Raw genomic sequence first — 16,496 nt, forward strand, 5'->3', positions numbered from 1 at the left:
ATCGAAATATTAAGGAGAAATGATATGAAAAAATTAGTACTAGGAACTATTGCAGCAGCAATGGTAGCAACTTCAGGATTAGCAGCAGAATATACATTAAAATTCTCTCACGTAGTTAGCCCAAATACTCCAAAAGGTAAAGCGGCAGATTTCTTTGAAAAAAGATTAGAAGAATTATCAGCTGGAAAGATTGATGTTCAAGTTTATCCATCTTCACAGTTATATAAAGATAATGCAGTATTAAAAGCATTAAGATTAAACTCTGTTCAAATGGCAGCTCCATCTTTTTCTAAATTTGGTAAGATTGTACCTCAATTAGCTCTATTTGATTTACCATTTCTTTTCAAAGACATTGACCACTTACATAGAGTACAAGATGGTGAAGTTGGAGCAGCTTTAAAAGCTAAAGTTACAGCTAAAGGTATCGTTGCCTTAAATTTCTGGGATAATGGATTCAAACAATTATCTTCAAATAAAAAACCTTTATTAGTACCAGCAGATGCTAAAGGTCAAAAATTTAGAATTATGTCTTCAAAAGTATTAGAAGCTCAATTCCATGCAGTTGGAGCAAATCCACAAATGATGCCATTCTCTGAAGTATATTCAGGGTTACAGCAAGGTGTTATTGATGGTCAAGAGAATACAAACTCTAATATCTTCACAAAAAAATTCCACGAAGTACAAAAACACTTAACAATTACTGATCACGGTTACTTAGGTTACCTTGTAGTAATGTCTAAAAAATTCTGGAATAAATTACCAGCTGATTTACAAGCAAATGTAACTCAAGCAATGAATGAAGCTACTGAAAAAGAAAGAGAATATGCTCAAGAGTTAAATGATTCTCAATTAGCTGAAATCAAAGCTTATGCTGAAAAAACTGGTAAATTAAAAATTTATAACTTAACTGCAGACCAAAAAGAATCTTGGAGAAATGCAGTAAGTAAGATTTACCCTGAGTTCTATTCTGACAGAAAAATCGGAAAAGATTTAATCGAGAAAACTTTAACAACAAAGTAAGTAGGAAATTATGTTTAGTATTATAAGTAAAATTATAGGCTTCATAAATCAATCAATAGCTGTCATCGGTATTACCGGTGGCGTTGCTATTGCTTTTACTAATGTTGTTGCAAGATACGTATTTGATGCATCATTAGTATGGGCAACAGAGCTTACAATCTTTTTATTCTTATGGAGTGCGTTCTTCGCAGCTGCATATTGTTTCAAAAAAGATGCTCATATTGCAGTAACAATTGTATTAGATGTAGTTCCATCACATATTGCAAAGCCAATGTTATTAATTTCACATACAGTGACATTTATATTTCTAATGGCCGTTGCATATTTTGGATACGAATATTTATTACTTGTTGATGAAATAGATGAAAGATCGATTGACTTATGGGATATGCCTATGTGGATAGTGTATTTAGTTATTCCTATTTCTTTTGCATTTGCATCATATAGAGTGGGTGAAAAAATAGTTCAAATTATTAAAACTCCTCATAATGAAGTAGTAGCAGAGAGTGAAGCTGAACAAGTTTTAGCTGGAATGGGAATTGGTTCAAAAGACAATTCAAATGAACATGTTAAAGAATTAAATGACATGGTTAAAGAAGTAGAAAAGAAAACAGGAGGAATGTTATAATGAGTGTAGCAGTATTATTTGGTATATTTTTCTTCCTAGTTATCTTAGGTACGCCAATCGCAATTTGTTTAGGTGCGGCAACATTTACAACATTAATGTTATTTACTGATATCTCTCCAATTGAAGTATCAGCAATGATGTTTGAAAAAATTGAGCATTATTCATTAATGGCAATTCCAATGTTTATTTTAGCAGGTAACTTGTTATCTAAGGGTTCTGCAGCAACTAGAATTATTGAGTTTGCAAAATCAATTGTTGGTCACCTTCCAGGTGGTTTACCGATTTCTGCAATTTTTGCTTCAATTATTTTCGCAGCTGTTTCTGGATCATCTCCTGCAACTGTTGTTGCTATTGGTTCTATTATGTTCGGTGCAATTATGCAAGCTGGTTATCCTAAGAAATATGCTGTTGGTACTATTGCAACTGCAGGTTCATTAGGTATTTTAATTCCACCTTCAATTGTACTAATCGTATATGGTGTTACAGCAGAAGTTTCTATTGGTAAGTTATTTATGGCCGGTGTTGTTCCAGGTATTATGCTTGGAGTAATGATGATGGTTGTTACTTATATTGGTGCTAGAAGATTAGGTTTCAAAAGAACTGAGCCAGCTCCATTTAAAGAAAGACTTACAAAAATGAAAGATGCTTCGTGGGGACTAATGACAATTGTTATTGTTATTGGTGGTATTTACGGTGGTATATTCACTCCTACTGAAGCTGCAGCTGTTGCTTGTATTTGGGCATTTATTATTTCTGTTTTTGTTTATAGAGATATTAAACTTCCAGATTTTTGGTCTGTTTCTTTAGAGTCAGCAAAAACAACTGCAATGATTATGTTTATTATTGCAAATGCAATGTTATTTGCTCACTTCTTAACAATTGAAAATATTCCTCAAGGAATTACAAATGCGTTAATTGAAGCAAATGTTGACAAGTATATGTTCTTATTAATGGTAAACGTTCTTTTAATTTTAGCTGGTTCATTCATGGAACCATCTGCGATTATTATGATTATGGTTCCATTATTACTTCCAGTTGCTATGGCACTGGGAATTGACCCAATTCACTTCGGTATTGTAATTACAATCAATATGGAGCTTGGAATGGTATCTCCACCTGTTGGTCTGAATTTATTCGTAACTTCAGGATTAACTGGTATGAGTATCAAAGATGTTATTGTAGCCGCTTTCCCTTGGACAATGACTATCTTAGCAGGTTTATTACTTGTAACTTATATTCCAGAAATTGCATTATGGTTACCAAACCTAATGTATGGTGGATGATAAGTAGATTTACTAAAAATAAAAAAGGTAAGAGTGTGCTTCTCTTACCTTTTTTTATGTCTAATAAATTTTATAAACAGCTTCTATAAACTATTATTCTTATTACCTAATAAATCATTGATTATCTGTTTATAACTCTCAACTGGATATGCTCCACTTATTTTAGATGATTGGTTAAATATCATAGTTGGTACAGAATTAATACCTCTTTGAAGCCAAAACATCTCTTTATCTTTTATATTTCCTCTACTATCAGGATTATCTAGCTTTTCCATTGCTTTAGTGCTATCTAAACCTACACTTTTTACAACTTCTTCTAAGACTTCTCTATTTGATACATCTTTACTTTGTGCAAAATAAGCTTTAAAAAGTGCTAGTTTTAACTCAGTTTGTTTTCCACTATTCTTTGCAAAATCTAATAAAACATGAGCATCGATTGTTTTTAGCATTCTTCTACCTTCTTGATACTCAAAAGGAAAGCCGACTTCTGCAAAAGATTCTTTGAATTTATCTTGTGTTTCTTTTGCTTGCTCAATTGACATTCCATACTTTTTACTTAAGTGTTCAAGTACTTCTTCTCCCTCATCTACAATATCTGGATTTAACTCAAAAGGATGCCAAGTAATTTGAAACTTATCTTCAACACCTAACTCTTTCAAAGCTTGCTCGAAACGTTTATATCCTACTAAACACCAAGGGCACATAACATCAGAGATGATGTCAACATTTATTTTGTCACTTAAAATCATATTAACTCCTTTATTTTTATTTTTTATTAAACTTACGAAGAACAACTAACATGAGATACCCCTGCAAGGTTAAAAAACTGTGTTGGTTTAAGACTATAGAATTTCTCTTCTATCTCTTTTGATTGCTCAAGATATGGATTTATCATAATTTCTTGTAGCTCTTTTATTAAAGAATATTTCCCAACACTTGCTTGTTTATACGCTGGAACTAAGAACCATTCTCTTAAAGTATATTTTGGATTTACTAGTTTCATTTTCTTTGAAATTTCATCTTTTGATTTTGAGGTACTTAAAATAGATAATTTCCATTTTTCAAACCACTGTGACCAACGATTTTCAAGCTCAGTATTTGATGATATATCTTTATAAAAACTCTTTTTTAAAGCTTCAATACTTTCAGGTATTTGAGATAATTCTCTAAAGAAAATAGTATAGTCAACAGAAGTTTGAACAAGAAGTATTTCAAGATCAACATACAGTTCTTCATCATAAGTATCAAGTCCTAGTTTTGAAGCCCACATTTTTTCCATTTGCGTTTTCATTACACTTTCAAAACTATCTTTAATCTCTTCTAATTTAAGTAAATACTCTTTATTTGATTCTAATAAAACTTTTAATGAATTACAAAATACATTGAAATTCTGTTCAGCGGCAACTGTTTGATTTAAAAATGCAAAATGTCCTCCACCACTTGTCCACGGTTGATATTCAGGGTCAAATTCATCAATAAATCCAAAAGGACCATAATCAAGAGTAAATCCACCAGCTGCACAATTATCACTATTAAAGTTACCTTGACAATATCCAACTCGAATCCAATTTGAGATAAGAGAAGTAAGTCTATTTCTAAACTGCATTGCAAGTAATAATACTTTTTCTTCAAGGCTTAAACTATCATCTATTACCTCACTGTATTCCCTCTCTATTAAATGTAATACCATTTTTTCTAGCTCTTCTTTTGCTGTATCATATTCATTTTTTCTAGCACGACGCGCAAAAAGTTCTACTTGTCCAACTCGGATAAAAGAAGGAGCAACACGAGTAGAAATAGCTACATCTTCTAATATCATTCTATCTGGGTCTTTTGAATATAAACCTTCTGAGAACCAAGGACGTCTTACTTTTTCTTTTTTTGAAGTAAACAGACTCAAAGACCTTGAAGTAGGAATTCCAAGTGAGTGCATATGTTCTTGTGCTAAAAACTCTCTAACACTTGAACGTAAAACTGCTCGTCCATCAGCTCCTCTACAATATGGAGTTTGTCCACCACCTTTTAGTTGCATTTCCCAACGCTTACCATTTAATACTGCTTCAAGAATAGAAACCGCTCTTCCATCTCCATATCCATTACCAGTTTTAAAAGGACACTGATGATAATATTCATTTCCATAAATAGAAAGAGCATATCCTGTTGCCCACCCTACTTTACTCATAGGTTCAGGTACATTTGAGATATCTCCTGAGAACATTTTAGTAAACTCATCATCCTTTGCTAAACTATCATCAAAGCCTAATTCTTTGAATAGAGTTTCACTATGAGCGATATACTCTGGCTCTTTTATAGGTGTAGGTTTTACGGTCACATAATGACCTGAAAAGACTTGTCTAGGAGAATAGTCTATTCCATCCTCCTTAGCATCTGGATCATGATTTAGATTATTCATCAGTGAATAATCTACATATTTTGAAAGCTCATTAAGTGTTTTTATATTTTGTTTTATTTGTTTAGTTTCGTTCATAATTGTTTCCATTTAAAATTTTAATTTGATTTTATCATAACAAAGAAATTCCACAGTACATATTAAATATAATACTCGAACTATGAAATACTACATTTATGATTTAGAAACCTTTCCCAATATCTTCACTTGTGTTATACAAAACTCACAAACAAAAGAGTTACGAGTATTTGAACTAAGCACTAGAAAAAATGATTTAGATAAATTTCTAAAGACATTAGAATGGCTGAGTAAAAATGAGAAAGTATTAGTTGGATACAACAATCTAAACTTTGATTACGCAGTATTACAATTCATCTATAAAAATGCAAAGAATTATGAAATAAAAGAACTGGTTTACCAAATATTTTTTTTTGCAGATGGACTTATTAAAAATAATATCCTTTACAGAGAAGATAAAAGTAGTATAAAAATAAATCAACTAGACCTTATGAAAGTTCATAACTTTGATTATAAAGCTACACGAGTTAGTCTAAAAGTATTAGAAGTAAATATGTGTATGGATTCTATTGAGGATTTAAACTTCACTATTGGTGAGAATTTAAAAGTAGAAGAATTCGATGATTTAATCAAATACAATAAACACGATGTTGAAGCAACACTATTATTTTTTGATCACTCTATTGAAGCTATTGAATTTAGAGAAGAATTAGGCACAAAATACAAAGAGAATATGCTCAACTACAGTGATACAAAGATAGGTAAACGATACTTTATTCGAAACCTAGAAGAAAAGCTTGGGAAAAATGTATGTTATATAAATGGTAAACCAAAACAAACTATTAGAAACTACTTGAACTTTGGTGAGATTATTTTTGATTATATTAGTTTTGAAACGCCAGAGTTTCAAAGTCTACTAAAGTATCTGAAAAAGCAGTATTCAAACTCTATGAATGAAGTCTTTTCTAATATTCCAAAAGAAAAATTAGAAGAGCTTAGTTCTTTTTGTAATCTTAATGCCAAAAAAGAAGCTCATTCCTTACATCTAAACTATCAAGGTTTTTCTTTCTATTTAGGAACTGGTGGATTACATGGAAGTGTAGAGAGTAAGTTCTATGATAAAAATGATGAGTATCTAATCATCGATGTTGATGTAGCTAGTTATTATCCCTCTATTGTAATTCAAAACAGACTTTATCCAGAGCATTTAGGTGAGGAGTTTGTTGATATATATAAAGAGATTAGGGATTTGAGATTCTCATATAAAAAAGGTACATCTCAAAACAAAATGCTAAAACTAGCTCTTAACTCAGCTTATGGAGATACAAATAATCAATTCAGTCCTTTTTATGATTATAAAATGACACTTGATATTACTCTAAATGGGCAGTTAATGTTATGTATGTTAGCTGAGAAACTAATGCAAATAGAAACAGTATCTTTAATACAAGCAAACACAGATGGTCTTACTTTTGCAATTGCAAAAAAAGACAAGGCAATATATGAGAATATTTCTAAAAATTGGCAAGAGTTCACAGGATTAGAACTAGAAGAAATCATATATGAAAAACTGTGGATTAGAGATGTAAATAACTATGTAGCTCTAAAAGAAGATGGCAAAGCTAAAAAAATAGGTGCTTATAAATACGACCTAGCATGGAATCAAAACCACTCTTCCCTAGTAGTTCAAAAAGCAGTAGAAGCTCATCTTTTAGAGGGTATTTCAATTGAAGACTTTGTATACAATCATAGAAATAAATATGACTTTTTATTGAACTTCAAAGCTACTAGAAATATAGATTTAGTCTTAGAAAAAGTATATTCATTACAGAAAACTTATTTGCCATTGTCTAATACTATTAGATATTTTATTAGTAAAAATGGACTACCTCTAAAAAAGATTCTTCCAGCTTTAAATAAAGATTCAGAACAAAGAGTCATAGGAATAAATGTAGGTTATAAAGTAGAGCTTTGTAATAATATAAATGACTTTTCTTATGAGTTCTTGGATTTTGATTATTATGTAAAAGAGGCTTATAAACTAATAGAACCTTTTAGACAAAAACAAGAATCACTTTTTGATTTCTAATAATATCTCTTGTTATAATTGGTTAATGATTTTTTGTTAAAATATAAGTATGAAAAAAACAATATTAATCTTATTTTTACTTACTTTGCAATTTATCTATGCAAATTCAAATACCAAAACTATTCTATTTTTAGGTGATTCACTAACAGAAGGATTAGGAGTATCAAAACAAAGCGCTTATCCTAACTTAGTACAAAATCTAATACAAACAAAACTAAACAAAAATATCAAAGCTATAAATGCAGGAGTTAGTGGCTCAACTACAAATGATGGACTATCTAGACTAAAGTGGTATCTAAAAAGAAAGCCTGATATTATCTTTGTTGCTCTTGGTGCAAATGATGGTCTTAGAGGTTTAGATTTGAAACAAAGTCAAAAGAATCTTGAAGAAATTATAAATTATGCTTTAAAATCAAAAGCAAAAGTTTTATTAGCAGGTATGTTAATCCCACCTAATTATGGACCAAAATATTCACAAGACTTTAAAAAAATGTATGAAAATATTCAAAGTAAATACAATCTAAAATTTATGCCATTTCTATTAAAAGATGTAGCAGGAGTACAAAAACTAAATCAAGCAGATGGGATCCATCCAAATGAAAAAGGTCATGAACTAATCGCAAAAGAAGTATATGAGTTTCTAAAGGAAGAAATATAATGTTAAAACTAAAATCACTAAAAAAATCTTATCTTCAAGGAACTCAAAATATTCATATATTTGAAGATTTAAACTTCCATATTCAAAAAGGACAAAGAGTTGCTATCATGGGAAAATCAGGAAGTGGTAAATCAACTCTACTTTCACTAATCTCTGGAATTATAAAACCAAACGATGGGGAGATAGTTCTAAATGACACTTCATACAATGCTCTAAAAGAGAGCCAACTAAATGACTTTCGAGCTTCAAATATTGGTTTTGTATTTCAAAACTTTCATTTAGTTTCCTATCTAAATGCGTTAGAAAATGTAATGCTTCCTGCAAAAGTAAACAATATCTCAAATGCAAAAGAAAAAGCAATTGAACTTCTAAAAAGTGTAGGCTTAGAGCATAGACTTGATCACTTACCTTCACAGCTAAGTGGTGGAGAGAAACAAAGAGTTGCAATAGCAAGAGCGCTTATTCATAATCCTAAAATCATCTTAGCAGATGAACCTAGCGGAAACTTAGATGAAGAAACAGGTATTTCTGTAATGGATAAACTTTTTGAGTTAATTATCAAAAATGGAACTACTTTGATTTTAGTAACTCACTCAAAAGATGTTGCAAAACGATGCGAAGAAACCTATGAATTAATACATGGAAACCTAAGTAAATGTTAGCAGTCCAGTTAGTTTTAAAAGCTTTAGCTCGTTCAAAATCTTTTAGTTTTATTTTTATACTAAACTTTTGTCTTGCTATTGCTTCTCTTTCATACTTACAGTTTTTCAAAGGAAGTGTAGATAACTCACTAGATGTAAAAGCAAAAAGCTTACTTGGAGCTGATTTAGTAATAAACTCTAGATTTCCAATAAATGAAAAACAAAAAGAACAAATACTAAGTAAACTACCCCAAATAAAAAACTACAATGAAGGTATCTCAACAGTTAGTATGGTAGCCTCTTCTAAAAGAGCTAGACTTATGGAAGTAGTGAAAGTTGCGGATGGTTTTCCATATTATGGGGGATTAGTTTTCAAAGACAAATCAGCTTTTCCAAATCAAACAACAATTCCAAAAGATAATGAAGTATGGGTTTACCAAGAAGTATTAGACTTATTAGGATTACAAAAGAATCAAACTCTTAAAATAGGTCAACAAAACTTCATCGTCAAAAAAGTAATAGAATCAGACTCACAAAAAAATGTAAGCTTTAGTGGTTTTATGCCAAAAGTTTATATAAGTGAAGAAGGACTAGAAAAAACTGAACTTTTACAGTTTGGTTCAACAGCTAGATATAAACTAAACTATCAGTTTAAAGAGACTTTTTCAAATGATAAATTAGAAGAGTTAGAAAATTCTCTTGAAAAACAGTTTGATAGAACACTTAGGGTTTTATCTCCAAATGATGGAAGAGATAGACTTCTAAATACTCTGAATTTCTTAACAAACTTTTTATCATTAGTATCTCTAATCTCATTCTTTTTAGGATTAGTTGGGCTTATTTATCTATACTCTGGATATTTACGAAAACATCAAAATGATATCAAAGTTTTAAATGACATAGGTGTTAGTAAAAAAAGCTTGATTTATACATATTTACTTCATCTTTTTGTATTGATTTCTATATCTACTATTATAGTATTTTCATTTATAGCTTTTAGTGCCAAGTTTTTAGCTCCACTACTTCAAAGTTATATTGATTTGGATTTTGACTTTACTCTTGATTATTTCTTTTTTGCAAAATCTGCTCTTGTACTTTTTGTATTGAGTATTAGTATTGGACTTCCTATGATTTTGCCAATGGTGCAAAGTGAAAAGAGAAGTTTTACTAAAACTATTTTGAGTTTCACTCCATTTATAGTGTTTTTACTTCTATTATCTCATGCAGTAACTCCTGCTAAATATATAGGGTTTTTCTTTGCTTTAGTAGTATTAGTTTTAATTATTGTGTTTTTTACTATTGGCTCATTTATATTAAAAAGATTTGATTTTACTGGACATTTTGATAATCTATCTTTGTCTTTAGCTATCAAAAATATCACAAGACAAAAGAAAACATCACTTACTTTATTTACTGCTATTTTACTTTGTACTGCGTTTTTCAGTCTTATTCCACAAGTGGGAACATCACTAGCAACTGCTTTGACTTCTAGCGTAGAAGATAGACCAAGATTCTTTGTAGTTGATGCAAAAGAAGAGCAAATACCAAGTCTTGAAAAACAAGTATCAAATCTTGGTGGAAAATTAGAAAATGTTACACCAATGATTCGAGCAAGAATCATAAAAATAAATGACAAAAAACAAAAAGCAAGTGCAAGTAATAACTCTAGAAATGCAGCAGTAAATTTATCTTATAGAACAAACTTAAAAGATACAGAGGAGTTATTAGAAGGTAGGGAATTTAGCGGAGTTTATGACTCAACTGATTTTTCAAAACCAATAGAGCTTAGTGTTGAAAAAAGATATGCAAATAGAAGAGGAATAAAACTAGGAGATAAAGTACTATTTGATGTATTAGGGTTAGAGATTGAAACAAAAGTAGTGAATATCCGTACAGTTAAATGGACAGAGTTTACTCCTAACTTTTTCTTAGTTTTACAAAAAGGAGCTATTGATGATGCTCCAAAAACTATGCTTTCAACTATATCAACGGGTGATTATAATGCCTCACAACTGATGCTAAAACTAACAGATACTTTCCCATCACTTACAATCATAGATGTAAAAAGCCTATTTGAATCATTTGCAGATGTAGTAAAAAGTGTGACTTCAATAACAGAAAAGATGAGTTTATACTCTATTGCTATTGGGCTTCTTATGAGTTTTATTATCATTCAATACCAAATGAATCTACAAAAAAACAATATTCTTAGACTTAAAATGATAGGAATAAACAATAAAACTATCAAAAATTCATTTTTAATAGAGTTTGGTCTTATTTCATTTTTGGCAAGTAGTTTAGGAATTATATTAGGAAGTGTAGCTTCTTATTTTATTAGTAGTTTGCTTTTTGAGTCATATTGGGATTTTAGAGCAGATATATTATTGCTTTATTTTTCACTTATTCCACTTCTTACTTTGGCAGTGGTTTGGGTATTTACTTCTAAAATTATTCATCAAAAAGAAAATGTTCTTTTTGGGGAGTAAATAAAAATCTCCACTTAAAATTTTAAGTGGAGATTTCATCAAAATTCAAACAGATTAAAATCTATTTTTTTAACTCAACAATATTCAAATACTCTTTGAAAGTGTTTTGTCCTAAATCGTCCATTTCATAAGATGCTATTAAATCATTTACGAAACCTACAAGTTTTGTAGCTTCTACTTTTACACCTGTTTTATGTGCAATTCTACTTCCATTTACACCGTGAAGTTGTCCACCTAAAATTACATCATAACCTTCTACTCTATTTCCCTCTTCATCTCTTACTTTTGTACCTACAAAACCAATATCAGATATTTGAGGATGAGAACATGCATTACCACATCCTGAGATTGCCATAGTAATATTCTCAGTGAAATTAGGATTATCTTTTTCTAATTTAGCAACAACTACTTTTGCATACTCTTTTGTTTCTGTAATACCAAACTTACAGAACTCTTTTCCTGTACATGATTGTAATCTAGCTCTAAAAGGACTAGGTTTATATGGATAACCTAAATCATCAATTTCATCAGCAAGGCTTTGAGCATCTTCAGTTTTCACACCATAAATAATAAAGTTTTGAGTTGAAGTAAGAGCTACTCCACCTACATTATATTTTCTACAGATTTTACTAATAGATTCAAAATCTTCTCCAGCTACACGACCTGAGTTAATTGCAAAACCAATAAAAGATTCCCCTATCTGTTTAGCTTCATGAATTCCAAAATGATTTCTATTTTCAAATGGTGTGATTTGTGGTTCTATTAAACCTTCTTGTAAATCATAAGCTAATCTCTTTTCAATCTCAGCTACAAATACTTCTAAACCCCACTCATTTACTAGATGTCTAACTCTTGCTTTATTTCTATTATGTCTATTTCCATGGTCTCTAAAAATCTCAGCACAAACAACTGCTACTTCTCTTACTTGTTCTGGTTTTACATATTTATTAGCTCTATAAGCAATTTGTTTTGATTTTGATAATCCACCTGCAAGTGTTAAATCAAATAATACTTCACCCTCTTCTGTTTTGAAAGCAGTAAAAGCAACATCTTGAATTTCATGAGCTGCTGTGTGTCTACCACATCCTGAAATACCTACTTTATATTTTCTAGAGAAGTTACAAAACCTATCATCATTTTTATCAAAATATGAATCTAATTCTTTTACTAAATATGAAGCATCTAGTATCTCTTTTGGGTCAATTCCTGCAACTGGCGAAGTCATAATTGGTCTAGGACCATCACCTGATGCCATTCTTGAAGTTAGTCCAACAGAATCTAAAAGTTTGAAAATAGCTGGGATGTCTTTGATCTCTATATAATGAAATTGTATATTTTGTCTATTTGTAAAATCCACTAATCCTTGGGCATATTTTTGTCCAATTTGTGCTAATACATCTAATTGATCTAAAGTAATTTTTGCATCAACTATTTTGATTCTTTTCATAAAATATTTTTTTTCTTCTGTACCTTCACTATTAATATGAGGATACATTCCATACCATTTTAGTAGACTGATATGATCATCACTTAATGGTATTCCTTCTTGTGCTTCTTTAAACATATCTTCCACTACTTTTAGTGGATTTCTGGACGCTTTTAATTGCTCTAAAGCTGATAATTCTTTTTCTATCATATTTTTATCCTATATAAATTCTTATAATTTAATTAACCAACAAACACTCTTGCTGAATCGAAGAAAGCGTAATAAGCAGTCATAACGGCTGATACTACAAGTAAAATACCTATAATTTTTTCCATATCTTACCCCTTATTTACCAGTACCAACAAGTTGGTACTGTTTATGGTTATCTGTGCTATTCATTTTTAATCCATTTAAATCTTGGTTGATTTTATAGAAATTGTTAGCCTCTTTTTGTTGTACTAATACTGAATTGAATACTAAAACTGCTAATATTGTTAATAACAATACTGTAGCAATTAACATTCCAGTGATACCATTAAGTTTAAAGATACCTCTTTCATTTTCGTTCATTTGTGTATTTCCAGCCATCTTACTCTCCTAAACTTCTAAGGTAAGAAGCTATTGCTTTCTGTTGAGTTTCATTAAGTCTTCCATCAAAGCTAGGCATTGAACCAATATTTGATTTTTTACCATCTTTTAAAACTGCAATAACTAAAGCATCATCGTATTCTCTAATGTTTGGAGCAACGTAAGGCATACCTTTACCATCTACACCATGACATCCAGCACATACTGCGTATGCTGCAGGTTGTTCACCTTTGAATCCACCAGCTACATATTCAGCAATTACATCAACATCAGGACCAAATGCCATTCCACCTGGCATACCACCTGGATATGCAGTTGTTAAGCTATTTGAACCATTATTAATTACATGAACAACTTGTTCTTTTGCAATTCTTTTAGTTAAGTTTTGAGCTTTTCCTTCAATACCTTCAGCATCAACACCATGACAAGGTGAACACTGTACTAAGTATGTAGATTGACCCATTGCTTCTAAAGTCTCTTGAGATGGATTTTGCCATTTTGACTCAAACTTTTGGTTATATTCAATAGTCTCTTCATTCCATTGTCCAATTTGAGAGAACCCATTAATTGGATAACCAACAGTGAAGTACCAGAACATCCAAATGATTGAACCAATAAATGCTAATGCCCATCCAGTTGGAACAGGGTTTTTATATTCACCAATACCATCCCATCTTTCTTCTGCTAAATCACCACTAGCAGTATCATTTTTCATTTGATTAATATACTTTAACGCAACAAATACAGTAATTGTAATAATTGCAATTGCCCCTAGCATTGTTAAGCTATTAATATAATCATCGCCGATAAAAGCATCACCTGCCGCAAAGTAAGTTCCTGCCATTAAAGCGATGATAAGAATAATTCCACCTATAATCATAGATTTCATACTATTTTCTCCCTCTTACTTTAAAGAATTTAAATATGCAATTAATGCAACTATTTCAGGAATTTGACCTTTTGTAACAGCGTCTTTTACAGCTTGATTTTTCATATCAGCTGCAATTGCTGCAGCATCTGCTTTAGCATTTGCAATAGCTGAGTTATACTCACCTAATTCAACGTCAACTTTTCCATCACCATTTAAATCTTGATCATATGGCGTAGCAAATACAGTTTTTACTGTGTATGCTTCTGCATACGCTGTATCTAAGTCTGCTATATTCTCAAATTGGTGTGGGTAAGCTGGCATTACTGTTCCTGGAACAACAGAAGCTGGATCCATCATATGATTCTCATGCCAATCTGTAGTTCTGTAATTTCCAACTCTCCATAAATCTGGTCCAGTTCTTTTTGATCCCCATAAAAATGGTCTATCATAAGCATATTCACCAGATAATGAATACATACCATATCTATCAGTCTCTGATTTAAATGGTCTTACTAATTGCGAGTGACAAGCATTACAAGATTCTTTGATATATACTTGTCTACCAGCTAATTCAAGAACAGAATAAGGTTTTGTACCTACTGTTGGTCTTGATTGTTTTGCGAAATCTGGAATTACTTCGATGATCCCTGCAAATGAAATAAATACGAATACTAATACCGCAAAGAAAAACGGTCTTTGTTCAAACCAATGAAACATAATAATCCCTCCTTCTTACGCAGCTACTGGAGTTGCATTAACTGGTTCTTTGTCAAGTACTCTACCACATTTAATAGTTTTGTAAATGTTGTATGCGAACATAAAGAATCCAACTAGATATAATAATCCACCAACAGCTCTAATAGTATAGTATGGTTTTAATACAATAACTGTATCAATAAATGAGTATACTAATGAACCATATTCATCGTAAGCTCTCCACATCATACCTTGAGTAATTCCTGCAATCCACATAGATGTAAAGTATAAAACGATACCTGTAGTTTGTAACCAGAATTGAGTATCCATTAATGATTTAGAGTATATTTCTCTTTTATACATTCTTGGAACCATATGGAATAATGCAGCCATAATCATAAATACAACCCATCCAAGTACACCATCGTGAACGTGTCCAGGAATCCAATCTGTAAAGTGCGCAATAGCATTTACTGATTTAATTGCTTGAATTGGTCCTTCAATAGTTGATAACATATAGAAAGTTGAAGCTAATACCATGAATTTAATTAATGTGTTTGTTTGTAATTGTTGCCACTCACCTTTCATAGTTAAAAGCATATTAATAGCTGATCCCCATGATGGTAAAATTAATACAACTGACATTACAGAACCCATTGTTTGCATCCAGTCTGGTACTGTTGAGTAAATAAGGTGATGTCCACCTGCCCAAAGGTAAACGAATAACAATCCCCAGAATGCTAATATCGATAACTTGTATGAATAAACATTTTGTCCTGATTCTTTTGGTAAAAAGTAGTAATTCAAAGCAATAATAGGCACAGTAAATACAAAGGCTACGGCATTATGACCGTACCACCACTGTACAATTGCGTCATTTGTTCCAGAATACATAGAAACAGAGTGAATCCATGAACCATAACCAGAAACTAAAGCAGTAGGAACTTCCATATTATTAAATAAATATAACATAGCAATTGCTAAGAATGTAGCAATGAAGTACCATAAAGAAATATATAATGTTCTCTCTCTTCTAATTCCGATTAAACCAAAAATTGAGATTCCCCATAAAACCCACCAAACAACTACTAAAACATCTAATGGCCATTCTAGTTCAGCATATTCTTTCGAAGTTGTAATACCCATGAAAAGAGTAACTACAGCTAATATAATTGTAATAAAGTATAAAACAAAATGTAGTTTTGCAATTGCCATTAAAAATGGTGATTCTTTTAAAGAAACTTTTAAAACTCTCTGCGAGATATAATACCAACCCGCAAAAACCCCACTAAGTGTAAATCCAAATGTTACCCCATTTGTATGAATTGGTCTTAATCTACCGAAAGTACCATATTCACCAGCTAAATTACTAAGCTCTGGAAATGCCAACTGAAATGCTAATACAACACCCAAAGACATACCGATAATACCAAATAAAATAGCTACTACAGCAAAGGCTTTTGCAACTGAGTAATCATACTCAACGTGAACGCTCTTTTGCATATATTTTCTCCTAATAATTTTATATATACGTATAATTGTCAAATTGAAATAAACAAAAAACAATAGTCTAAATACAAATAAACTTTTATTTGTTTTGTACTTTATATGCTTTTGGTGTCCATTTAGTGGTAGATTTTATTTTGGGAGGGGGAATGAGATAAGGGAGGAGTTCTCTTATC

At 31.1% G+C, this 16,496-nt stretch carries 14 protein-coding genes; 7 read left to right on the plus strand and 7 right to left on the minus strand.

Features of this window, described 5'->3' with window-relative positions; translation table 11 throughout:
* The first annotated feature begins 24 nt into the window (after positions 1-24).
* The 3 genes from ALEK_RS12745 to ALEK_RS12755 are packed head-to-tail and all read left to right on the plus strand — an operon-like array spanning position 25 to position 2,931.
* Positions 25-1,020 carry a TRAP transporter substrate-binding protein gene (locus tag ALEK_RS12745; protein ID WP_071628142.1) on the plus strand — a complete coding sequence of 332 codons (996 nt, stop codon included), beginning with the start codon at positions 25-27 and terminating at the stop codon, positions 1,018-1,020.
* A gap of 10 nt (positions 1,021-1,030) precedes the next feature.
* Positions 1,031-1,648 (plus strand): TRAP transporter small permease, encoded by a 618-nt coding sequence (locus ALEK_RS12750; protein ID WP_087148741.1) that lies wholly within the window; start codon positions 1,031-1,033, stop codon positions 1,646-1,648.
* Positions 1,648-2,931 carry a TRAP transporter large permease gene (locus ALEK_RS12755; protein WP_071628144.1) on the plus strand — a complete coding sequence of 428 codons (1,284 nt, stop codon included), beginning with the start codon at positions 1,648-1,650 and terminating at the stop codon, positions 2,929-2,931. The genes ALEK_RS12750 and ALEK_RS12755 overlap by 1 nt, the downstream gene beginning before the upstream one ends.
* An 83-nt stretch (positions 2,932-3,014) precedes the next feature.
* Here the strand turns inward: ALEK_RS12755 and ALEK_RS12760 are convergent, their stop codons facing one another.
* Together ALEK_RS12760 and ALEK_RS12765 are read right to left on the minus strand one after the other, a co-directional pair.
* Positions 3,015-3,680 carry a DsbA family oxidoreductase gene (locus tag ALEK_RS12760; protein WP_071628145.1) on the minus strand — a complete coding sequence of 222 codons (666 nt, stop codon included), beginning with the start codon at positions 3,678-3,680 and terminating at the stop codon, positions 3,015-3,017.
* A 32-nt stretch (positions 3,681-3,712) separates the two neighbouring features.
* A complete protein-coding gene (locus tag ALEK_RS12765) occupies positions 3,713-5,419 on the minus strand; it encodes a protein adenylyltransferase SelO (RefSeq protein ID WP_071628146.1) in 1,707 nt (568 codons plus the stop codon).
* Between the two features lie 82 nt (positions 5,420-5,501).
* Between ALEK_RS12765 and ALEK_RS12770 the strand changes: the two genes are divergently transcribed.
* From ALEK_RS12770 to ALEK_RS12785, 4 genes are read left to right on the plus strand one after another with little or no spacing between them, the layout of a single operon-like run.
* The gene (locus tag ALEK_RS12770; RefSeq protein WP_071628147.1) at positions 5,502-7,448 is read left to right on the plus strand and encodes a hypothetical protein; all 1,947 of its coding nucleotides are present in this window, start codon (positions 5,502-5,504) and stop codon (positions 7,446-7,448) included.
* Positions 7,449-7,497: 49 nt separating this feature from the next.
* Positions 7,498-8,106, plus strand: a complete 609-nt coding sequence (locus tag ALEK_RS12775) for an arylesterase (RefSeq protein ID WP_071628148.1) — start codon at positions 7,498-7,500, stop codon at positions 8,104-8,106.
* Entirely contained in the window at positions 8,106-8,768 is a 663-nt protein-coding gene (locus tag ALEK_RS12780) for an ABC transporter ATP-binding protein (protein WP_197950292.1), read from the plus strand. Before ALEK_RS12775 ends, ALEK_RS12780 begins: the two co-directional genes overlap by 1 nt.
* Positions 8,762-11,233, plus strand: coding sequence for an ABC transporter permease (locus tag ALEK_RS12785; RefSeq protein ID WP_071628150.1), 2,472 nt, complete (start codon positions 8,762-8,764; stop codon positions 11,231-11,233). The genes ALEK_RS12780 and ALEK_RS12785 overlap by 7 nt, the downstream gene beginning before the upstream one ends.
* A 61-nt stretch (positions 11,234-11,294) precedes the next feature.
* Here ALEK_RS12785 and ALEK_RS12790 read toward each other — a convergent pair whose 3' ends face one another.
* From ALEK_RS12790 to ccoN, 5 genes are all read right to left on the minus strand, one after another.
* Positions 11,295-12,869 carry a nitrite/sulfite reductase gene (locus ALEK_RS12790; RefSeq protein ID WP_228146320.1) on the minus strand — a complete coding sequence of 525 codons (1,575 nt, stop codon included), beginning with the start codon at positions 12,867-12,869 and terminating at the stop codon, positions 11,295-11,297.
* 135 nt (positions 12,870-13,004) lie between these two features.
* Positions 13,005-13,247 carry a DUF4006 family protein gene (locus tag ALEK_RS12795; RefSeq protein WP_083574731.1) on the minus strand — a complete coding sequence of 81 codons (243 nt, stop codon included), beginning with the start codon at positions 13,245-13,247 and terminating at the stop codon, positions 13,005-13,007.
* A gap of 1 nt (position 13,248) precedes the next feature.
* Complete coding sequence (locus tag ALEK_RS12800; protein ID WP_173424146.1) at positions 13,249-14,136, minus strand: c-type cytochrome; 888 nt, start codon at positions 14,134-14,136, stop codon at positions 13,249-13,251.
* 15 nt (positions 14,137-14,151) lie between these two features.
* Entirely contained in the window at positions 14,152-14,835 is a 684-nt protein-coding gene (gene ccoO, locus ALEK_RS12805; protein WP_173424147.1) for a cytochrome-c oxidase, cbb3-type subunit II, read from the minus strand.
* A 15-nt stretch (positions 14,836-14,850) separates the two neighbouring features.
* Complete coding sequence (gene ccoN, locus ALEK_RS12810; RefSeq protein ID WP_173424148.1) at positions 14,851-16,317, minus strand: cytochrome-c oxidase, cbb3-type subunit I; 1,467 nt, start codon at positions 16,315-16,317, stop codon at positions 14,851-14,853.
* Between the last annotated feature and the right edge of the window lie 179 nt (positions 16,318-16,496).

Origin of the sequence: Poseidonibacter lekithochrous (assembly GCF_013283835.1) — a bacterium.
In the GTDB taxonomy this organism is placed as follows: Bacteria; Campylobacterota; Campylobacteria; order Campylobacterales; family Arcobacteraceae; genus Poseidonibacter; species Poseidonibacter lekithochrous.